The organism is Flammeovirgaceae bacterium SG7u.111, from assembly GCA_034044135.1.
Classification (GTDB): domain Bacteria; phylum Bacteroidota; class Bacteroidia; order Cytophagales; family Flammeovirgaceae.
Window position 1 is genome coordinate 5,567,290 of the sequence record CP139021.1, and the last position, 23,284, is coordinate 5,590,573.

Here is a 23,284-nt window from a genome sequence, read left to right on the forward strand (position 1 = left end):
ATAGATTCACTTGCAATTATTCATTTGTCTCTCCCTTTTGAAAAATCAGGTTACAATGGCACTTGTCCAATTAGTGCTTAAACGCTGTTTACCAAAATAGGACTAGAATCTAAATTGTACTTCACAAAAAAATCAAAACTTGAAAATCAAAACAGGCAAAACATCTTTCTGATAAGTAATGTTTTAAGCTTAAAAACAACCTTGTCCGCAAAGACACTTTTTAACTTGCGCATAAAAAAAGTTAAAAACTCAGCTCGTAAGGGAGATATACTTATTTTTGTACACACGAACTTTACGTTTTAGAGGTTTGAATAACGGTGAGGCTTGATGATTGTTTTTGAAGAGGAAAGTCATGCGTCTAAAGCATTTTATTAGATAGAAATATGTTAAGATTAAAGAAAATAGATAAACTGATTTTGAAATCATTTCTGGGGCCATTTCTATTGGCATTCTCAGTGGTGCTTTTCATTTTTCTTACTCAGTTTATGATCAAAAACTTCAAGCACTTTGTAGGCAAAGGCTTGCCACTAGAAGTGTACGGGGAGTTGTTTTTCTACTTTTCACTGGTGCTAGCACCGGTTGCATTGCCCTTGGGAGTGCTTCTTTCAAGCCTTATGACTTTCGGCACGCTCGGCGAACACTCGGAACTTACCGCTATTAAAAGTGCAGGTATTTCCCTTATCAGAATTTTGTGGCCTGTTGGGATTTTTGTGATGATGCTAACCTTTGGTGCATTTTATTTCAACGATCAGCTTGCCCCAAAAGCAAACCTAAAAGCATGGAGTTTACTATATGATATTAAACAAAAAAAGCCTACACTAGAGTTTAAAGAAGAAGTTTTTTATACCGACTTGCCCGGATACAGGATCAAAATAGACAAAAAAATTGCTGAAACAGACTCGCTTGAGGGTATAATGATCTACAACCATAGGGACAGAAAAGGTAATGTTCAAGTGATTATGGCCAAAAGAGGCACCATGAGAACTGTGGGCGACAAATACCTTAGGCTTGATCTTCAAGATGGCACAATCTATTCTGAGGAATCGGTTAGAAAGGGGAAGAAAAAGGGACAACCAACGGAGTATTTCCGCAACAAGTTCGACAGTTCTAATTTCATGTTTAGTTTATCCTCATATGGCATGAAGGATACTAAAGAAGCATTTTTTGCTGGGCACAACTATATGAAAACTACTGCCCAACTGGCTGTCGAAAAAGATTCGTCTCAGCAGCTTTACGATATGTATATGGGCAAACTATATACGTCAGTATTGTCATATCATACTTTTTGGAGGCAAGATGATATGAAAGAGCTGAGACAAAAGCAAGCAAAGGAAGAAGAAGAGAGAGAGCTGCAAAGAATGAATGAAGAAGAGCGCATGCAGTTTGAGCAAGATAAACGAAGAGAGGAAGAAGACCTGAAAAAGACTCGACAGTTACAAGAAAAAGAACCGCAGACTTCTGATGTGCAAGGTGGGCATGCCACCGTTCAACTTGCCGCATACTCTCCCCCTATAAAAGATGACGTGAAACCAAAAACAATCGAAGTAGACACAGCAAAGGTTCGTGAGATAATGACCGATGATCCTACTAGCAGTGAATTGGTGAAGGCATCGTCTAAAGTTGGAAGTATTTATAATTTGATCAATACGAATGTAGAGCGATCGGAAAGACAAATAAAACTTGTTAATAACTACAGGGTAGATATTTATAGAAACTTTACTAAAACGGTAGCGGTCTTTGTGATGTTCCTGATTGGAGCTCCCCTAGGGGCAATTATCAAAAAAGGCGGATTGGGAATGCCAATTTTGATTTCAATAGTCTTTTTTGTGATCTATTACATAGCCACTATTTTGGGTGAAAAGTATGCCAAAGAAATGGTAATTGCTCCTGAGATAGGCTGTTGGGCAGCAAACTTTATTTTATTCTTATTTGGACTATTTTTCCTAAGGCAAGCCCGCCGCGATGCTAGGTTATTCGATTTTGACTTTTACTATGTTGTCTTCTCAAATGTGAAAGACTATGTAATGGGTAAAAAGAAAACGGTAGAAAAGGCTCCCCAATTAGTAAAATAAACCCGTATCCATCAAAGCAAAAGCTCCTTATATAACAGACGCTAAGGAGCTTTTGCTTTTTTACCTATACTCTGGGTTTTCAAACCCAAACCTTTCCCCATCATTCCATCTCGACCGTTGGTTACCATATGCCGGGATACCACCAGCATTTTTCAACATTTTTGCCATATGCATCAAGTTCCAAGTCATAAAGGTGGTATTGCGGTTGGTAAAATCATTTTCAGGACCTCCAGAACCCTCGTCTAAATAAGAAGGACCCGGACCTACTTCACCAAGCCATGCTGCATCTGCTTGGGGAGGGATTACATAACCCAAATGCTGGAGAGAATAAAGAATATTCATAGCGCAGTGTTTTGCCCCATCCTCATTACCAGTAATAAGAGTCCCTCCTAGCTTTCCCATAGTAAGCATACTGACCTTCTTTGTTCAAAATGCCCGAATAAGCATACAAACGTTCAATAACTTGGTTACAAATAGAGGATTTTTCACCAAGCCAAATAGGTGTTCCTATCACGAGAATATCAGCTGCCTCAACTTTTTTGAATAGTGAAGGCCATTCGTCTTTTTCCCAACCATGCTCGGTCATATCGGGGTACACCCCAAAGGCTATGTCGTAGTCAACAGGGCGAACAGTTTCTGTACTTACCCCGTTCTTCTCCATAATGTTTCTTGAAACACTAATCAATCCTTCGGTATGCGATACACTTGGCGATTTTTTTAGTGTACAATTAAGAAAAAGAGCGTTAAGATCACTATAGTCAGCAGGTGGGTTCATGTTTTGTCTTTGGTTTATAGTAAACTTGATTTAGAACATCAGTACCAAACCAACAAACTCCCCCCCTCATTTTGTTTTATAAAATTCATTTCTTCTACTGGCTAAAACAAAAAAAGCACAACCTTAAGGTTGTGCCCAACAATCATTTCAACGCTGTTATGACTCTGTATTTTTAAAGTCTAATACCTATAAGAGCTATATCATCACGCTGTGGCTCATCTCCCATATATTCAATTAAATAATTCTCGAGGAGTTCTTTTTGACAAACCAAGTTTTTCCCTTTCACTTTTTCAAGTTGCTCTCTAAGCCTTTTCCTACCTAATCTCCTTCTATCCGAAGCCCGGTGCTGATCTATATATCCGTCAGTAGTTAAATAAAGGACTGTTCCTTGGTCAAACATAAACTCCTCAGATTCAAATGATAACTTTTCAGCTTTACTTCCACCAACTGACATCCTGCTACTTATATACTCATCTACCGACTCCTTAGTTGGTTGCTGTACAAACAAAGAGCTTTTAGCTCCTGCAAATACTACTTTTCCTTTTGCACCACCTTTATAAATAGCACACAATGCCATATCCATACCGTCTCTGTTATAAGTAGCTTCTTGCCTCAAAGCTTTCACCACATTTTTGTGAAGTACTTTAAGAATATTAGCTGGGTCGGTAATTTTCATCTCACCTACAATCCTGTTAAGAAGCGAACTGCCGATCATGCTCATGAACGCTCCTGGTACCCCATGACCTGTACAATCAACCACTGCAATAAAGGTTGCTTCCTCACTTTCGTGCATCCAATAAAAATCACCAGAAACCACGTCCCTTGGACGGAAAAGTACGAAGTGGTCATCAAACTGACCAGACAGTTCCTCTTCCATCGGCAAAATAGCCTGTTGGATGCGCTGGGCGTAATTGATGCTTGCGGTGATCATATCGTTCTTCTTGGAAATTGACTCGTTCGCATCTTGCAAATAATCGCGCTGCTGTTCTAGCTCTTCTGCCTGCTGCGCCATTTCCTCATTGGCTACTTGTAGCTCAGAAGTCCTCTCTTCAACTTTAAGCTCCAAAACCCTTTTTTGTTTTTTAATGGTGTGCATTCTATACTTATAAAAAGCAACTGAACCACCAACTACGATCAACCCGACTAATGTTCTAAACCACCAAGTTTCCCACCAAGGGGGCAAGATCGTAACCTTTAGAGTGACACCATTTTCGTTCCAAATCCCTTCATTGTTAGCTGCCTTTGCCCTAAACACATACTCTCCTGCACCAATATTCGTATAGGTTGCCTGTCTATTTTCCCCAATATAATTCCAATTCTTTTCAAACCCTTCTAACATATAGGCATACTGATTTTCATCAGTATTGGTAAAGTTCAAGGCAGTGAGTTCAAAGCTGAAAATATTTTGCTCATGGGTTAGCACAAGCTCCTTCAGCGTACTGATATCTCCTTTAAGAGGAGAGTTTTCATCTTTAAAAGAGACTTCTTTATTGAACAGGTTAAACTTAGTAATATGCACAGGAGGAATGTTGTTATTAACTTTAATTTCTTCTGGTCTGAAAACATTCAACCCTTTTACCCCACCAAAATACATCTCTCCAGTACTCGTATACATAGAACCATCGTCAAAGCTTTTGCTTTGCATCTTATCTTTCACTCCATAGTTTGATACAGCCCCTGTTTGAGGGTTAAATTTAGATAGTCCATTCGATGTTCCTAACCATAGATTACCCTCTTTGTCCTTTTGGATGGCTCTAATCGAATTGCTCGGTAATCCATTATTTTCAACATCGTAAATTTTGATGTTTTTGGTCTTTTGATCAAACAAAAATAAACCAGATTCCTTTGTTCCCAGCCAAATCCTGTCTTCATCCTCTGATAAAAAACATGCTATGTTTAGCTTGGCTGATAAGTCTTCGAAAAAAATAAACCCATCCCTCTTTATGTCATATTTATACATAAAACCTCGAACGCCAACCCAAAGATTATTATAAGGATCTGCGTAAAGAACCTCTGCCCCCTTTGCAGGCGGGAAGTTTCCCTTCCCTTTCTTGCTATAAAAATGTGTAAACTTCTCGGTTTTGGGATCGAACTTGGAAAAAGCGACACCATTATTCCCACAAAAGTTATAGCCGACCCAAACTTGATTGTCTGTGCTGACCGCTACTTGCCATACATGGTCGCACGCCAATCCTTCTGGTTTATCATCATTTGCCCTATAGGCTTTGAACTTACCCGTTTTAGGGTTAAACTTATTTAATCCACCGCTCCATGTACCAATCCAGATCATCCCGTCTTCTGTTTCTGCCATACCGATCGCTTGTTTGGCCGAAATACTGTGCTTATCTTTTGGGTCATGTATGTAATGCTTGAATTTGCCCGTTTCTGGATCAAATTTATTAAGCCCACCTTGGTCAGTACCAATCCATATTGTCCCATCCTGACCCTCCAAATAAGAAGTGATCATATTATCACTCAGGCTATTTTCAAGATCGAAACCCTGTTTCCTGTATAACTTGAAAGGTTTTAAATTAAGGTCCAAGATGTTGGCACCACCATACTGGGTGGCTATCCAGATGAGCCCATCGGGTGAGCGGTATAAGTTTAAAACATGATTACTTGTAAGACTGTTGGGGAAGTTTATATCATGCTCAAAAAGCTGCTGCTCACCGGTTTGTATATTAATCGCTTTCAGTCCCATATTTCTTTTATACCCGACTAAGACAATGTTTTCGTCATAAGGGACGATACCAGTGATATCAATTTCTTTTTCGGCTGTCTGGTCTCCTGTATAATGCCTGATTTTCCTTATGGTATGGTCTTTTTTATTTAAAACAAAAAAACAGTCTATGTTGAGAGCCGAAGTAAAGAGCAAGTTTTCTCCAGTAATGTCATCGACCATTTCTCTGATTGGCATATTTCCATAGCCCAGATGTTTATAGTCGATTTTAGTGGTTTTATTATATTTTCCACATTTCACCAAAAATGAGGTATTGGATAATTTATACCAAAGAGTGCCATCACCATCTACAAAAACGGCTCTTGGATGTTCATTTTTTTTCGGTTTGATCTCTGGAGGGAGAGGCAATTGTATTTCCTTTGCCACTCCTTGTTCTAAATAATACTTTAATATTTTTCCTCGATTATTGTTGATGAGCACACTGCCATCGGGGCTTTTTACCAAGTTTGAAAATCCATTTCCCTGTATCTTATGTTCTTCCCCATCTAGTCCTACATAGGTTTCGACTATAGCGAAACTATCTACTGACTGATCGTACTTGGATAATATTGCCGACAAAACCCAAAGTTCACCATTAGAATCAATACAAGTGCTGTTAATGTTTCCGACTAACCACTTACCTTTATGTTCTTTTTTGTATTGTACTATTTCATACCCATCATACCTGCTCAAAAAACTACCCCCATATATCCACATATACCCTCTCCCATCTTGTACAAAGCCATTCACGTAGTTTGCCGCAAGCCCATCATCCACTGATAAATGTTTAAAACAGTTATCTGGAACTTGTTGTGAGAACAAATTTTGGGAAAGGAAACTGTATACAAACAAAAAGATTAGTTGAGCCTTATTTCTCATTAGTTTTAGGTTCTAGATAATGATTAGAGCTAAGTAGCTTATCATAATTAATACACATACTGGCATAGATATTTTTTTTACTCAGCTAGCGGACTTTCTCTCAGGACAAAAAAATCCATGCATAGCAACGCTACAGATTGATTTTTTTAACAACGCATAGCAAAAAAAAAGGAACAACTAATATGCATGAGTATTTGTGATTAGCGACTTAATAAAAAAACAATTATTAACTTGGTTGAGAACGGGGCATAAAACCTATTATTATAGCGAAAAGCTTTCCAACACTTTTAACAAAATTCACGACAAGCAGTTTCTCTAAATACTTAGAAAATAAGCCAAGTTCATTAAAGCTTAATGCAACTATGGCTATATCACCTCTTTGAGGCTCTCCTCCATCCATAAATTCGCCCAAAAAGACCTCTAAGCACTCTTTTTGACATCCCAACCCGAAGCCTTGCATCTCTTCAAACACGACTTTAAGATTCGATGTGTTTTGTGAATTGGACAGAGGGCCTTATCCATCCCATCTCGGATGTAGGCGGTGTCACCTAAGAGATTTTAGTAACTATTTTCAGGTTGTTCAAATTGTTTTGCCAGGGTTCGTATCTACTCCACTAAGTCTGCTTTGGTCAACTCAATCTCCTGAAGTTCTGAAAGGTTCAGTGGCATTACGAGGCTCATTTCCCAATAGCTCCCAATGGCATGTTCATTCACCGCAGCTGGATGAAACACAAAGTTATCTTCCGTGCTTTCCGCAGAAGGAGGCCTGTACCAAGACTGCGCTTCCACTACCACTTTTTCATACCCCACCCCAAAAGCATTTACACGAAAAGAATTTGTCTCAAAAGGAGAAAAGATACTGCCTTCCTTGGTTCGGGCTATCAAAAACGTCGCTTTTTCTATTTGCCCATTCTCACGGTTCAACTTTGCCAAAATACTCACCTCAGCACCACCACCGTAGCCATAATCTGAAAACAACACACTATCAAAAGCATGCGTTTGACTGTACCTTTTTTGGAAAGAAGCATCTGTACTATCACTACCATTTACCGAAAAAACAACCCATGGATTATCTTCAGGATCAAGGTTAACTAGCGTCGCCTGCTCTCGCAAACCTGAAATAGCATGAGCCACCCGCCAACTAACATTTCCTGCCGCATCGGTTTTTTGTACATAAGGGTCTTGGTTGGTATTGCTTACTTGATCGTAACCCACTTCGTAGGTATTTCCTATCCTGTCCTTCACCAAAGTGAGGGTTTCAGGCAAAATAATCTCTTCTTTTTCCTCATCCTTTTCAAAAAGGCTACAGCCTACTATTGGCAAAAGGACAGCGAATAAAATATACTTCAACTTCATGATCTATGTGTTAGGTTTTATATCCTCCCAACGAACAAGAAGATGATTTATGGTAACAAATTCAATTTTGAAGTATTCAAAAATACTGATAAGCACCGTGTGCAGGAAAACGCCTGTATATTGACATAAAAAAACCTTCCACAATAGATTCATATTACGGAAGGAGAAATGTATCATTGTTATGATACTAAAACATTACAATTTTATTCCAATCATAGCGATGTCGTCCCGCTGTGGTTCATCTCCCATATACTCATCCAAGTACTTTTCCAAGTATACCTTTTGGTCTAGCAAGGCCAAACCTTTGACTACCTCTAACTGCTCCTTAAGGCGCTTCCTGCCAAGCCTCCTCCTGTCCAAAGCCCGATGCTGGTCTATGTAACCATCTGTGGTAAGATAAAGCACCGTTCCTTCCTCAAAAGAAAACTCCTCTGCCCTGAAGCTGGTCTTTTCGGTCTTGCTTCCACCTACCGACATACGACTGCTCTCAAACACCTCCAGCGGGGCGGTAGGGTACTGTACAAACAGAAAGCTCTTCGCACCGGCAAACACTACCTTTTGATGCCCCTTGTTTTTATAGATGGCGCAGAGCCCCATGTCCATGCCATCTCGGTTTCTACTCGTCTCTTGGCGTAATGCCTTCACTATGTTGTGGTGGAGGTGAGCAAGGATTTCTTTAGGGTCTGTAACTCTCATCTCACCAACTATCCTATTGAGCAAGGAACTACCTATCATACTCATAAAAGCACCTGGCACACCATGCCCTGTACAATCTACTACGGCAATATAAGTCACCCCGTCCCCTTCGTGCATCCAATAAAAATCTCCAGAGACAACATCCCGCGGACGAAAAAGCACAAAATGGTCACTGAACTGGCGCGCAAGCTCTTCTTCCAAGGGCAAGATAGCCTGCTGGATACGCTGGGCATAGTTGATGCTCGCTGTGATCATCTCATTCTTTTGGGAAATCGACTCGTTGGCCTCCTGCAAATAATCCCGTTGCTGTTCTAGCTCCTCTGCCTGTTGGGCCATCTCTTCATTTTGTACCTGAATTTCGTCATTGGCTTCTTGCAGTTCCGAAGTTCGCTCTTGTACTTTTCTCTCCAAAAGCTTTTTCTGCTCCTTTAGCTTAAAAGTCCTGTATCTATAGAACCCAAAAGCCCCACCTATCACTAGCCCCCCTACTATCAGCCTAAACCACCAAGTTTCCCACCAAGGGGGCAGGATCGTTATTTTCAAAGAAAGACCCTCTTCATTCCACAAACCATCATTATTAGCAGCTTTTGCCTTAAAAACATATTCACCTGCATTTAGATTGGTATAAGTTGCTGTTCTTTTTTCACCTATATAATTCCAATCTTGCTCAAACCCTTCCAACATGTAGGCATACCGGTTTTGCTCAGGGTTGGTGTAATTGAGCGTAGTAAGCTCCAAACTGAATATATTTTGCTCATGGGTAAGCGTTAGGTGCTCTAGGCTACTAATATCTTCCTCTAGAGGAGACCCCTCATCTTTGAAAGTAACCTCTTTATTGAACAAATTAAATTTTGTGATAAATACTGGAGGTATATTTTGGTTTGATTTTATTTCTTCTGGACGAAAAACATTCAGCCCTTTCACACCCCCAAAATACATTTCTCCCGTACTCGAATACAAAGACCCATCGTCAAACCCTTTACTCTGCATCCCATCTTTCACCCCAAAGCTTGTTACATCACCCGAAGCCGGATTAAACCTAACCAACCCATTTCCAGTTCCCATCCAAAGGTTGCCTTCTTTATCCTTTTGAATAGACTTAACCTCGTTACTTGGAAAACCATGACTATATTGATTATAGCGTGTTATCGTTTCTGTTTCCTCATCAAACAAAAGAAGCCCTCCCCCTCGTGTACCCATCCACATTTTGCCCTCTCCCTCTTCTAAAAAACAGTCCACTGCAAAGCTATCGAAGTACGTATCCTTTGGTAAAATAAAATGCTTAAACTGCCCCTTATCTATTTCATATTTAAACACATATAAACCCGATCCTTTTTGGGCACCCACCCATAAGTTGTTGTACGAATCTGCATAAAGTACATTTAGCCCATCGGTCAATGGAACACCTTCCTCTCTCGAATAAGAAAAATGCTCAAACTCTTCGGTTACAGGATCGAACAATGAAAATGCAATCCCAGTCTCTCCGCACCAGTTGTATCCTACCCAAATCTTATCATCTGCACTCACAGCTACTTGCATTACATGGTTACAAACTAATGATTCGGGATTATCTTGGTTCATCATATAGGTCTTAAATTTACCCGTTTTAGGGTTAAACTTATTGAGCCCGCCATTCCATGTCGCTACCCAAATTGTCCCATCTTCCGTTTCTGCCAATGACAATACATCATCTGATGAGAGACTTCCTTTGGTAGGGCTGTGTACAAAATGCTCAAACTTCTCTCTTCTAGGATCAAATTTGTTCAATCCTTTGAATGTACCTATCCAAATACTACCATCTTTCCCCTCCAAGTAGGACGTAACCATATTGTAGCTCAAGCTGTTTTCTAAATCAAACCCTTGTTTTTTGTACAACCTAAATGGCTTCAAATTCGGGTCTAATATATTGACCCCTTCATAATGGGTCCCAATCCATATAAGCCCATCAGAAGACCGATACATACTCACTATATTATTGTTTGAAAGGCTATTGGGGTAGTTTATATCATTTTTAAACTCTTTGATTTCACCAGTCTTTAGGTTAACAGACCTTATTCCTAGATTTTCCACATACCCAACCAGTATTGTATTTTCATCGTAAGAAACAGCTCCGGCAAGAAACTTATTTACATAAGTAGTATTTTTCCAAGTATGCCTAACCTTCCTGAAGGTTCTCTCTTTTTTATTGAATAGAAAGAAAAAAGAGAGGTTTGCATTAGGAATCAATATTAGATTTTCGCCTGTATAATCATCAAGGATTTTATTAAGACCCACCTCTCCAAAACCAAGGCTTTTATAATCCAAAAGTACCGCAGGCTCTCCCTTTACGCTCATCACCAAATATGAACTATTAGCCAAATTATACCATAAAACCCCTTCTTTGTCTATAAAGATCGCCTTGCTCTCATTGCCTTGTTTTTCTTCAATTTCTTGTGGTACAGGCACAGAGCTCTCTTCCGATAATAACGTCTTTGTATCTACATGTACTATTCTTTTCCCACCCTTGCTGGCAATCAAGTTGCCGTCGCTATCAACTTCTATATTATTAAACTCTCTTAGGTCAATATTCTCCCCTTCAAGGCTCTTATAGCTTACTATTCTAGTAAAATCATCTGTAGGTTCATTGTACTTCAAAAGCGCAGAACTGGTAAGAAACCACAGCGTCCCAGCCTTGTCAACACAAGCATCATAGGGGTAGCCGTAAAAACTTGTAGAATCATTAGGGTCGTAAGAGTAATGGACTGTACTGTAACCATCGTATCTATTCACACTACCTTCGCCATAAATCCACATATACCCCCGGGCATCTTCCACAAAGCCATCCACATGGTTCTTGGCCAAGCCATTATCCATTGAAAGATGTTTAAACGTATTATCAGGAATATATTGGGCAAATAGACATTGAGAAATAACCCAAAAACAGGTTACTAAGAATATCGTTTTTCTTATTTTCATTGTGCTTTTGTTCGTATCTATTGGTTATTGGTCAGTAAAAAAACATCTCTATAACTCAAATAATAGTTCTAAGGCGAAACGTCAGAATTAGCTTTTAAAAGCTGAAAATCGACATAAATTTTCCATCATTGACTTTTTGTTGAGAAATAACAGACCAAAAACACCCCTCGATGGAGTAAATGTTTAGTCAAGAAATAAGCAGCTGAGGGTATATTGTATAAATGATGTCTAAAAAATAAGGAAGAATTTTTCGGAAGAATCAGATACCTCAAAACAAGCCTATCTATTGATAGCGCCATACCGACCTCCTGGTTCTTTTTTGACAGAACTATATACAGCTCGCCTAAACCAGCAAATTATACTTTAAAAAAAATACTTGATGACATCAAAATATGGCAACCTATAAGTCGGTTGCTTAGCCTTGGTTTTTCGCCAACGGTTAGAGTTCTTTTTTGATTTATAAAAATCAGTTTTGAAGCAAGTCAAGTGCTTCCTCCACCGAATGGACGGGCAACTGGCAAGCCTTGTTTTCACAGACATAAATGGTGGTTTTACCGTCTACTGCGGTTCTATTTTTGAGTAAAGGCAAGTTGCTATCCTCAGTCGTTGCCAAAATTATTTTGTTAGGAAAAAAGCGTTCCGAAATGGCTTGGGCAAAAACATGGCACTCTTCTCCAACTATTGCTATTTCGGCAGGTGCGCTTAGTTTGAGGCATGCCAAAGCAGCCCAGTTGCTCATATAGCGCAGTTCCGAACCAAGTATTTTACCCACCTGCAACAGCATTTGCTCCGATAGTTGGGTGTAATCGACATCATCGAAAATCAGCCCAAGCCAGTGGAGGTTCGTCGCCATAATGGAGTTGGAAGCGGGAATTACATTGTCCATTATTTCCTTTTTCCTTGCTATGAGCTTCTCCGATTTCGCATCGGTGAAAAAGAAAAGCTTCTCTTCCTCATCGTAAAAATTAGCTAAAGTATAATCCGTTAAGTCCTTGGCAAGCTTCAAATATTTCTCTTCAAAACTAATTTGGTAATATGCTAGAAAACCTTGGATAATAGCAGCATAATCTTCCAAAAAACCATCGATGGTTGCTTTTCCATTTTTATAATTGTGGAACACCTTTGCCCCGTCCAGCAGCTTTTCTTCAATGAAGGCAGCATTTTTAGTCGCTAACTGGAGGCAAAGCTCACTTTTCGTTGCCAAATACGCATCGGCAAGTCCTTTGAGTATCAGCCCGTTCCACGAAGCCAGCGTTTTATCATCAAGCCCAGGTCTTATCCGTTTTTCCCTTTCGGGCAACAATTTTTCCTTCCAAACTTCCAGCTTCGCCAAAAGCTCTTCATCGGGTTTTTCATGCAAAGCCAAAATGTTGCTCCCTTCCCAATTTCCTTTCTTTTCCAAGCCATACGTGCCTATAAACCGTGCCGCTTCAGCTCCCAACAGTTTCTCTATTTCATCCTGATCCCAGACATAAAACTTACCTTCCACACCCTCACTATCCGCATCCAGTGCCGAATAAAAAGCTCCTTCGGGGCTGAGCATCTCTCGCTCTAGCCATGCCACCGTTTCGTAGATCACCCCTTCAAAAAACGGGTCGCCAGTAATGCTAAATGCTTCGGCATAAACCGAAAGAAATTGGGCATTGTCGTACAGCATTTTTTCAAAATGTGGGGCAAACCAAAAAGCATCTACCGAGTAGCGGGCAAAGCCTCCGCCAAGCTGGTCGTAAATTCCCCCCATTGCCATTTCATCGAGGGTAAAAAGTGTATGTTGCAATGCTTTTTCATCTCCCGTAAGGGCATAATAACGCAATAGAAAGCTATAAATAGAAGGCATGGGGAACTTAGGAGCGCCTTCCATTCCCCCGTTGGCAGCATCAAATTTTTCAGTAAAACCATCGAAACTATCCATTAGCATTTCCAGATCAATCCCCTCCAAACCTTCTCCTTGGGTGTATTTTTCGAGATCGCTTTTGTTCAGGTGAGCTTTGAACTTTTGGGCAGATTCTTCAAGTTCAGGTCGGTGTTCGGAAAAAGCCTTCGCTATCTGCTGGAGCAAGTTTGCCCACTGCTGCGGTTGGAAATACGTCCCGCCGTAAAATGGCTCTCGACTTGGCGTAAGCATCACATTGAGCGGCCAACCGCCTTGTAAGCCCATTGCATGCACCGCATCCATATAAATTTGGTCAATGTCGGGGCGCTCTTCCCTATCCACTTTTATACACACAAAATGCTCGTTCATAATCGTCGCAATCTGCTCATTTTCAAAAGACTCTCGCTCCATCACATGGCACCAGTGGCAAGCCGAATAGCCTATGCTCAAAATAATCGGTTTATCTTCCGACTTTGCCTTTTCCAAAGCAGCTTCGCCCCACGGATACCACTCCACGGGATTGTAAGCATGTTGAAGTAAATAAGGGCTACTACTTTCTACCAGTTGGTTGGGCTTTTGACTTTGATCCATATCTCGCTTTCTGTTGTATATAATTAGGTTAAAAGAGAAACCTAACAGCGAAGATATGGTTTTGGGAAAAGAAAAAAGGGTTACGGGTTACAAGTTGCGGGCGCGAGGTAGAAGTTATTTACAAAAACCTGCAACCCGAAACATGAAACCTGTAACTGCAAGTGGACAACCGAGCACATTTACGAATTTCACATTCCACCCTACAGCAATCTCATCAAACCAATTCAAACAAATCGTCTTTTATCCTTTCCATTCTTTCTGCTTCCACTTTCGCCTGTTTCATGTGCCCGAAGTTGGTGGCAAAATAGATCAGAGGGTTATACATATTTCCTGTCGATCTTTTTAGCACCGAACTGAAACTATAAAATTTCTTCCTTGCGTTTATCTTGCCCATCTGCAACTCATAAGGGCTCATTCCTTTAGGTTTAAATACTACTGTGTTATGATCATAATACTTCCAATTGGTAGTAGTCAGTCTTCCTTCTTTTTTCAGGTCATCGTAAACTTTCGTTCCTGGGTACGGGGTAAGCACATTCAAAGAAACTGTACTGACTTTATTTTTGATCAAAAACTCAATGGTTTCATCAAAAACCTTCGGTGTATCATTATCAAAACCAAACACCATAGAAGCATGAATGAGAATACCCATTTTTTTGATTTTCAACAAAGCTGCTTCCAAATCCTCTATGTCTTTTATCGCTTTTCTCATAGACTTTAGCTGCTCTACAGAAACACTCTCCAAGCCAAAAAACAAGGCTTGGCAACCGCTATCCGCAGCTAATTGCATCAGCTCATCGTCTTTTACTAAAAGTGAAACAGAAGCTTGCCCCACCCAATGGATATTCAGTGGCTTAATAGCCCTAAAAAGCTCCTTGGCATACTTCGGATGGCCAATAATATTATCATCCAAAAACATGAAATTTTTCGCCCCAGATTCCTTTATATCCCTCACCACATTCTCTATGGACATATGTCTGATTTTCTTGCCAAAAAGGTTGGTCACGCAGCAAAAATCACATTTGTAGGGACAACCCCTAGTGGTCATTATTGGGATGAGTTTGAAGAAACCTTTCTTCATTATCTTGCTATAATTCTTGGGCACATACCTGTCCAAATCTGGAATAGGGTCGTGGTATCTCTTTTTCAATTCACCCTTCTCTGCATCTTCCACCAACTGTTCCCAAACACCTTCTGCCTCACCAACTACCACACTATCTGCATGTTCAAGTGCCTCTTCGGGCAAAATGGTAGGATGCACCCCTCCAACTACTACCGTTTTTCCTCTTTTTTTAAACTCTTCACAAACTTCATAAGCACGAGGAGCATTAGCCGTCATAAAACTTATTCCCACCAAGTCACAAGGCTGGTCGAAGTCAATTGCTTCAGCTTCTTCTTCCAACACTATTACCTCATGTTGCTTGGGAGTAAGCCCTTCCAAAATATACAAAGCAAGTTGAGGCATCATCAGCCCCTTGTTAGTTCTTTTTTCGCCATCAACGGCAGGAGAAATTAGCAAAATTTTCATAAAAAGTTGAGTTAGATAAAAAGTACGCATCATACATCAACTAGCATAAAAACAGCAATTGCATGATGTTTTAATCAAAAAAGTCAGATTAGATCAGTTATAAGTATTTTGTTATTTCAACTGTAATCTATTTCTATGGTGGTGTAAGTTAGTGGGAGTTATAATGAATAGCAATAAAAAATGTCCATAATAAATCATGCTTATAAGAAGGCATAAAACAACTATTAACAGCACAAAACAACGAAACATTGCACCTGAAATTTGAAAAAAGCATTTTACGGACAATGAAATAAGACATCTGTCACCAAGCAGTGATAATATATGTTAGCAAGAAGAGCATTTTAAAGAATAGCGAAAATATATTGATCAACAAAGCAAAATCAAACACTATATTTGAGTGATAAACCACTGCCTACACGTTATCTATGTAAACAAGATTTTTTCAACCAGCAAGAAACAATAAATGGCTCAACACACATCTGCCAGGGTCGGCAACCAGTCCGACGAGAAAGTGAGAAGTTTGGTGAAAGCTTTCCTCAAACAAAGGAAGACAGCCGCGACCAAACACGAAATAGTGACGGAAACGGGGCTTTCGGTTTACGACGTGGAAGATGCCCTGGAAGACTTCATAGGCACTTACCAGTGCGTGCTAAAAGCCGATGCAGACCACAACCTCTCCTACAAGTTCGACTTCTCGGATGTGGTGGGCAAAAAGGACTTTTGGAAAGAGGCTCAAAAGCTTGGAAAAAAGCTCGCCAAGTGGGCGTTTATGGGCTTTATCACCTTTATGCTCTTTTACAATGTGTTGGTTTATTTTCCTTATTTGATAAGCATCGCACCGAAATTACTGCTTTTGCTGTTTTTTCTGGGCTTATTTTCAATGATTGCTTTTTACTTTTATGCTAAAAGTGAAAAAGAAGGTGGAAATAAAAATAGCCAAATAACCTTAGGCAGTCGTTTTCAAAAAGTTTACCGTTTCTTCGTTGGAAGGAGGATGTATTTCTATTTAAGAGATAAAATCAATGTAAATGTATTCCAAACTATTTTCAGCTTTGCTTTTGGGGAAAACAAGCAAGAAAATGAAGTATTGGAAATGGAAAAAAGGGTATTGACGTATGTCAAAAACAATAATAATATACTTACGCTACCAGAACTAATAATGCTGACAGGATGGGATACCGATAAAGCTGACAAAGAAATCACCAAATTCATGTATCATTACGAAGGTAATGTTACAGTGAATGAAGATGGGGTTTTAATCTATCATTTTCCTCACTTAGAGTTGGAAGCAACCACATCTCAAGCAGAAATTTCCAACTTACTGATTTGGAATGATTTGACCCCACGGAAGGATTGGAACAACAATTACATCTATGAAAATGGCTTTATAACTGTACTGAATGCCTTTATATTATCAGCATCTGCAGCATTTATCATATCACCAGACAACGGAGAGTTCAATTTTTTATCTAAAAATATAAACATCCATTTTTTACCCTTGATTTTCTCCATTACCTTTTTCGCCATTTTCATTTATGGGAAGTGGAAATTCAAGAAAAATATGCTTGACAAGCTACAACGGAACAGGTATTATCTGTATCTCAAAAAAGTTTTTTCAAATCCTCTAGAAGTTGCCTTCAAAGAAAACTGCTCCTTTCAAGACAAAGCCTTCAACGAGCTAGATGCAACATTTGAGCATACTCCAGAAGGCAATGTTTATGCATCATTTCATGGAATTACAAATGAATTGGAAACAGTTGGCAATTTGGAGAAAGTTAAATCTTTAGCCCAATTTGATTTCAAGACGCAAGTAGCCGAGAGCCCATTTACAAATATGGGTAAGTGGATTTTGAAAAAAACTAATTCAAATGGAATGACTTATATTCTGAAGGAAAGAGTCGATTTGTTTTCTCACATACGCTTAGTACTCTTTTTTGCAATCTTCTTAGCCTTTGTCACGCTTACCATCTATGTGGAAGGCTCCTGGGTAGTAGCAAGTACATTCCTACTTTACTCAGGTTTTCTTTTTCTCAAACAGGCTTCACAGTTTATTAATTCTACTATAGTTGATGTAAAAGAAACTACCCTCCGCACTAAAAGCAAACCGTTTCCTTTTGCTTGGAATCAAACATTTGAATTAGCTCTTGTAGAAAATTTATATTGCCGAAAGAAAGCTCAGCAACATTTCCAATTAGCGGCAAACGTACATGGGCAAAAATTCACCAAAGTAATTGCTAAAGGAGAAAGTAATGAAACCCTACTCTGGGAAATAGCCACAGAAATAATGGAGTGGAAAGAAGAGCATCAGGAATAGTTTAATTAACCAACCAGCAAGAAACAATAAATGGCTCAACACACATCTGCCAGGGTCGGCAACCAGTCCGACGAAAAAGTGAGAAGTTTGGTGAAAGCTTTCCTCAAACAAAGGAAGACAGCCGCGACCAAACACGAAATAGTGACGGAAACAGGGCTTTCGGTTTACGACGTGGAAGATGCCCTCGAAGACTTCATTGGCACTTACCAATGCGTGCTAAAAGCCGATGCCGACCACAACCTCTCCTACAAGTTCGACTTTTCGGATGTGGTGGGGAAAAAGGACTTTTGGAAAGAGGCAAAAAAGCTTGGGAAAAAGCTCGCCAAGTGGGTGTTTATGGGCTTTATCACGTTTATGCTGTTTTACAATGCGTTGGTTTATTTTCCTTATTTGGTGGGAATAGGTCCTACCTTATACTGGTCATTTGTAAAGGGTATCGTACCTGTTATCCTAGCCTTGTTTATCTATGCTATTTTATACGATTACACTTCATTATTTGACAATATTAGCATCCTAGATAAGATCAAAAAGTTTTTTCTTGGAAAACGGGAATATATTTTCTCCTTCAATAAATTTAGACCGAACCTATTCAGAACAGTATTTGAGTTTGTTTTCGGAGAAAAAACCAACCAAGTTGATGACATATTAGCAGTAGAAAAAAGGGTATTGCAATACGTTCTTTCCAATAACAAAAGGCTAACTGTCTCTGAACTTATTATGATTACAGGTTGGGATAGCCTTAAAGCAGACAAGGAAATCACCTTATTTATGCACCATTATCAGGGAAACATTGAGGTCTCAGACAAGGGCGTACTCATTTATCATTTCCCGAATTTGAGTGCAGAAGACGCCTCCTTGCCATCAAATAAAACAGAGCAACTGTTTATTTGGAATAATTTGCTTGAGATAAAAGAATGGAATAAAAATTTCATGTTTGAAAACACAGTAATTATAGTTATAAACCTATTTATCTGCATTACTTCAGGTATACTACTTACACTTCCAGAAGCCGAGGAATATCTCATTTTTTCAATTATCAATATTCATATTCTCCCTTTCATTTTCACGCTCTCTTTCTTTTTCGCCTCTATCACAAATAAAATCAAATTCCAAAAAGAGAGGGCTCATAAAATAAAGAAAAACAGGTACTTCTTGTACTTGAAACAGATATTTTCTAACCCAGAAAAAGTAGCCTTTGAAGAAAAAAACCACCTCCAAGATACTGCCACAAACGATTTGGAAGCCATATACCACAACACACCTGATGGGGCTATACATCTGTCATTTCAGACCATTATAGATGAACTAAGTACTGTGGATTCACTTGAAAAAATAAAGAAAAAGGCTTCTTTACCCCTCCTTTCTGAGAGCACAAATTCAAAGAGGGGATATGAAAAACTAGGTAAGAGAATTTATAAGAAGTCAAGCCCTGATGAACTAACATTTGTCTTTAAGAAAAGAGTTGAGATAGAAACTTATTTTCGAATCTTATTCTTTTTGGTAATGACAACAGTTATTATATACGGTATAAGCACAACGTCGACACCTTTTTTTCTCTATTTTCCAATTTTAATATTTTTCCTACAAGGCTTCTTTAGAAATCTACAAACCTTTATTGCAGCAACCAAACTCACAATAAACAACAAGATTTGTACTATTAAATCTGGGCCAATCCCGTTCATAGGAACGAATTGCACATGTTATTTATGGCAGCTAAACAGTGTGTTCTGTAAAATTGATCATGGAAAAACCCATCAATTGTTAGCTTCGACAGAACATAAAAGCTTTTATCTGCCACTGATCAGAAGAGACGTTTCCAGAACCCTCCTCTGGGAAGTAGCAATCGAAATAATGGAGTGGAAAGAAGAGCATCAGGAGTAGTTTATTTAATCAACCAGCAAGGAACAACAAATGGCTCAACACACATCTGCCAGGGTCGGCAACCAGTCCGACGAGAAAGTAAGAAGCTTGGTGAAAGCTTTCCTCAAACAAAGGAAAACAGCCGCCACCAAACACGAAATAGTGACGGAAACGGGGCTTTCGGTTTACGACGTGGAAGATGCCCTGGAAGACTTCATTGGCACCTTCCAATGTGTGCTAAAAGCCGACGCAGACCACAACCTCTCCTACAAGTTCGACTTTTCGGATGTGGTGGGGAAAAAGGACTTTTGGAAAGAGGCTCAAAAGCTTGGAAAAAAGCTCGCCAAGTGGGCATTTATGGGCTTTATCACCTTTATGCTGTTTTACAATGCGTTTGTTTATTTTCCTTATTTGGTGGGAATAGGACCTACTCTTTTTTGGGTTTTGTCGGTAGTCCATCTTCCTATCTGGGTTCTACTTTTTATTTATGTGATTCTCGATGATAAAACCAATTTACTCAATAAGGGAATTAAATTTAAGAAATCCGTTTTTCGGTTTTTTATGGGTAAGCGGAAATATGTTTATTCTATAGACAAATGGAATAAAAACATATTTCAAATAGTTTTTGAGTTTGTTTTCGGTGAAAAGGACTCTCAATCAGAAGTTGTTTTATCCGAAGAAAAGAAAGTATTAGAATACATAACCTTGAATGGAAATAGAATTACAGTTTCAGAGCTTGTAATGATTACAGGTTGGAATCTTCATAAAGCTGAACAAGAAATAACCCTTTTTATGTACCATTATGGAGGGAATGTGGAAGTAACTACAGAAGGAGTTCTTATTTATAACTTCCCTGACCTCCTGCCCGATTCTTCTGCCAAACCTGAAAAGGTGGAAAACCTTTATATCTGGAATAATTTACTACCAATAAAGGACTGGAATTCAAATTACATCTTTGTAAATGGTTTGATTGTTATAATCAATTCTTTTATCCTAATCACATCTACTTTTTTGATTTACTCTTCTGAAAGCGGTTCAATCCCATTTTTGCCTAATGAAGTAAATATACATTTGTTGCCTTTTTTATTCTCCTTATCCTTTTTTGCAGTATTTATTTATGGAAAAAGCAAGCATTTGAAGCGGAACGCTGACAAACTAGCCCAGAACCGCTTTTTTTTGTACCTAAAACAAGTATTTGCAAACCCTGAAAAAGTTGTGTTTGAAAAACAGAACCTTTTACAAGATTCTGTTACAACTATTTTCAATGCTACTTATGAAAACTCAGACGATGGGTCAATTCATATTTCATTCCAAAATATAATTGAAGAATTAAATGCTATTGGTACTTTATCAAGAATCAAGAAGACGGCTGTTCTAGAAATAAACCGAGAGAAACATAAGCCAAAGGAAACATATGAGAAGTTAACTAAACGTATTTTCAAACAGACAACTGCCGACAAATTAGTTTATGTATTTAGAAAAAAGGTTGATTTGTATGTTTATACGTACGTAATAGTATATTCTGTAATTGCCATCGCAAGTCTATATGCATTGGCATCATCCAATGTATCAACTGGCTTAAGAACACTATTCTTACTTCCTACTTTTGCTTATTGTAGTTATAGTGCCTTAAAACATTTTAGCTGCTTTACTAATTCAACAAGGCTAGAACTTACCAATAAATCTTGTACTGTAAAAAGTGGGCCAATACCCATTGGTCCAAATTCAAAATGTTACTTAAATCAAATTGAGGGTGCTATAAGCAAGCCAGATATTGATTACCTACATCAACTTTTATTAAATACAGAAAACGAAAAGTTCTACATTCAGCTAGTTCGAAAAGAAGATTCTAGAAACCTAATGTGGGAAATAGCCACAGAAATAATGGAGTGGAAAGAAGAGCACCTAAATAACTAAGCGCTGGCAACGCTCCTTAGCCGAATATCTCTTAATTTTGCAGCTGATTTTTATTAACAGGAAACTTCGAGCTACGCTAGAAATTAAAGACATGAGTAAAAAAGTAATTTTATTGCTTTCTATTGTTGTCGTTGTCATCAATGCAACCAGCCTAACAAATGAAGTATTCACATCAGATTCAGCACTTTATGCATCCATCGCCAAGTCTTTCAGTGCTTCAGGCAACTACTTGGATATTATTGTGCTAGAAAGAGATTGGCTAGATAAACCCCATTTCCCTTATTGGTTATGTGCGCTCTCCATCAATATTTTTGGGGCAAATGCTTTTGCCTACAAACTCCCATCTATCTTACTTTTCTTGGTTTCCTTGTTCTACACCTTCAAGCTTGCCGAGAAAATCTACAATAAGGAAACGGGGTATTTAGCTGCAATTATTCTTGGGTCTTCTCTGCATATAATCATCTCGAATAACGATGTGCGAGCCGAGGCCATTCTGATGGGGCTGATCATGGGCGCTATCTACCACATGTACAAGCTCACCCAGCGGTTTTCATTTGCCGATCTGGTGCTCACGTCACTATTTAGTGGCACTGCCATCATGACCAAGGGGCTGTTCATCCTCATTATTATCTATTCCGCCATTTTCGGGAATATGATTTTGAAAGGGCAATTCAAGGAAATGCTAAAATTCAGGTGGATTTTTGTACTCCTCCTCACGTTTGTCTTCATTTTTCCAGAGCTGTACGCTGTTTACACCCAGTTTGACCTCCACCCCGAAAAAGTGGTTTTTGGCAGAACAGGAGTTTCCGGCTTGAAATTTTTCGTTTGGGATAGCCAATTTGGAAGGTTTTTCAACACAGGTCCTATCAAAGGGTCGGGAGATCCTTTTTTCTTTTTCCATACCATGCTCTGGGCCTACGCACCTTGGGTTTTTATAGGCTTTACCGCTTTGTTTATCTATGTAAAAGAGCTATTCAAGCGTAAAAAAGACCAAGATTACCTTACCCTCCTTGGCTTTTCTATCATGTTCGTCATCTTTTCCGCATCAAAATTTCAACTACCTCATTACCTGAATATTATATATCCTTTTATATCCATTTTAACAGCATCTGTATTGCTGCAAAAAGGCAATAAAAATCCCATTAAGAAGATTACAAACATTTCCCTAAACCTATATGCGGTTGTCTATATTTTAATGATTGCTTTGTTAGAATATTTCTTTCGAACCGACTACCCCGTCATCGGAATTACGCTATGTATAGTACTTACTGGGGTCATCATTTTTTTCAACGTCACCAAAAAATATGGAGAAGGGAAGCCTATCATTTTTGCAGTTCTTGGAGTTGCTATATTTGCCATCTTCCTCAATTTCAGCTTTTACCCAAGCCTGTTCAAGTACCAATCAGGCGTTTTCATGGCTGATTTTGCCAACGAAAACTATCCCAAAGAACCCATCATAGTCACCCACAACGAAGGGCTGATGGAATACTATTCTGAAAATAAGCTGATCCATTTGGATAGCCTTGGCAGCGTAGATGAAGCTATTCAAAAAATATCAACTTTTAATAAAGTGCTTCTTTATACGGATAAAGAATTGATGGATGAATTCACCGAAAAAGGACTGAAATACAACATCATACAAGAATACGAGCATTATCATATCACCACGCTAACCAAAGAGTTCATCTTCTACAAAACAAGACCAGAAGAACTAAAAACAAGATATTTGATGGAAGTGTGGGTAGAGTAAAT

At 39.0% G+C, this 23,284-nt stretch carries 13 protein-coding genes; 5 read left to right on the forward strand and 8 right to left on the reverse strand.

Features of this window, described 5'->3' with window-relative positions; all coding sequences use genetic code 11:
• The first annotated feature begins 383 nt into the window (after positions 1 to 383).
• Positions 384 to 2,072, forward strand: coding sequence for an LptF/LptG family permease (locus R9C00_21680; GenBank protein WPO34313.1), 1,689 nt, complete (start codon positions 384 to 386; stop codon positions 2,070 to 2,072).
• 60 nt (positions 2,073 to 2,132) lie between these two features.
• Here R9C00_21680 and R9C00_21685 read toward each other — a convergent pair whose 3' ends face one another.
• From R9C00_21685 to R9C00_21720, 8 genes are all read right to left on the reverse strand, one after another.
• Positions 2,133 to 2,414, reverse strand: coding sequence for a hypothetical protein (locus R9C00_21685; GenBank protein WPO34314.1), 282 nt, complete (start codon positions 2,412 to 2,414; stop codon positions 2,133 to 2,135).
• Between the two features lie 25 nt (positions 2,415 to 2,439).
• Positions 2,440 to 2,847: an NAD(P)H-dependent oxidoreductase gene (locus tag R9C00_21690; protein ID WPO34315.1), complete on the reverse strand. Its 408-nt coding sequence runs from the start codon at positions 2,845 to 2,847 to the stop codon at positions 2,440 to 2,442.
• Positions 2,848 to 3,019: 172 nt separating this feature from the next.
• The gene (locus R9C00_21695; protein ID WPO34316.1) at positions 3,020 to 6,343 is read right to left on the reverse strand and encodes a two-component regulator propeller domain-containing protein; all 3,324 of its coding nucleotides are present in this window, start codon (positions 6,341 to 6,343) and stop codon (positions 3,020 to 3,022) included.
• Positions 6,344 to 6,671: 328 nt separating this feature from the next.
• Entirely contained in the window at positions 6,672 to 6,917 is a 246-nt protein-coding gene (locus R9C00_21700; GenBank protein WPO34317.1) for a hypothetical protein, read from the reverse strand.
• A gap of 134 nt (positions 6,918 to 7,051) precedes the next feature.
• Positions 7,052 to 7,801 (reverse strand): hypothetical protein, encoded by a 750-nt coding sequence (locus tag R9C00_21705; GenBank protein ID WPO34318.1) that lies wholly within the window; start codon positions 7,799 to 7,801, stop codon positions 7,052 to 7,054.
• A 195-nt stretch (positions 7,802 to 7,996) separates the two neighbouring features.
• Positions 7,997 to 11,350: a two-component regulator propeller domain-containing protein gene (locus R9C00_21710; protein WPO34319.1), complete on the reverse strand. Its 3,354-nt coding sequence runs from the start codon at positions 11,348 to 11,350 to the stop codon at positions 7,997 to 7,999.
• A 568-nt stretch (positions 11,351 to 11,918) separates the two neighbouring features.
• Positions 11,919 to 13,916, reverse strand: coding sequence for a thioredoxin domain-containing protein (locus R9C00_21715; GenBank protein ID WPO34320.1), 1,998 nt, complete (start codon positions 13,914 to 13,916; stop codon positions 11,919 to 11,921).
• A 214-nt stretch (positions 13,917 to 14,130) separates the two neighbouring features.
• Positions 14,131 to 15,441: a radical SAM protein gene (locus tag R9C00_21720; GenBank protein ID WPO34321.1), complete on the reverse strand. Its 1,311-nt coding sequence runs from the start codon at positions 15,439 to 15,441 to the stop codon at positions 14,131 to 14,133.
• Between the two features lie 463 nt (positions 15,442 to 15,904).
• Between R9C00_21720 and R9C00_21725 the strand changes: the two genes are divergently transcribed.
• From R9C00_21725 to R9C00_21740, 4 genes are all read left to right on the forward strand, one after another.
• Positions 15,905 to 17,755, forward strand: a complete 1,851-nt coding sequence (locus R9C00_21725; GenBank protein ID WPO34322.1) for a hypothetical protein — start codon at positions 15,905 to 15,907, stop codon at positions 17,753 to 17,755.
• A gap of 30 nt (positions 17,756 to 17,785) precedes the next feature.
• Positions 17,786 to 19,636 (forward strand): hypothetical protein, encoded by a 1,851-nt coding sequence (locus tag R9C00_21730; GenBank protein ID WPO34323.1) that lies wholly within the window; start codon positions 17,786 to 17,788, stop codon positions 19,634 to 19,636.
• Between the two features lie 30 nt (positions 19,637 to 19,666).
• Positions 19,667 to 21,532, forward strand: coding sequence for a hypothetical protein (locus R9C00_21735; protein ID WPO34324.1), 1,866 nt, complete (start codon positions 19,667 to 19,669; stop codon positions 21,530 to 21,532).
• A 91-nt stretch (positions 21,533 to 21,623) separates the two neighbouring features.
• Positions 21,624 to 23,282 (forward strand): glycosyltransferase family 39 protein, encoded by a 1,659-nt coding sequence (locus tag R9C00_21740; protein ID WPO34325.1) that lies wholly within the window; start codon positions 21,624 to 21,626, stop codon positions 23,280 to 23,282.
• Positions 23,283 to 23,284: the final 2 nt, after the last annotated feature.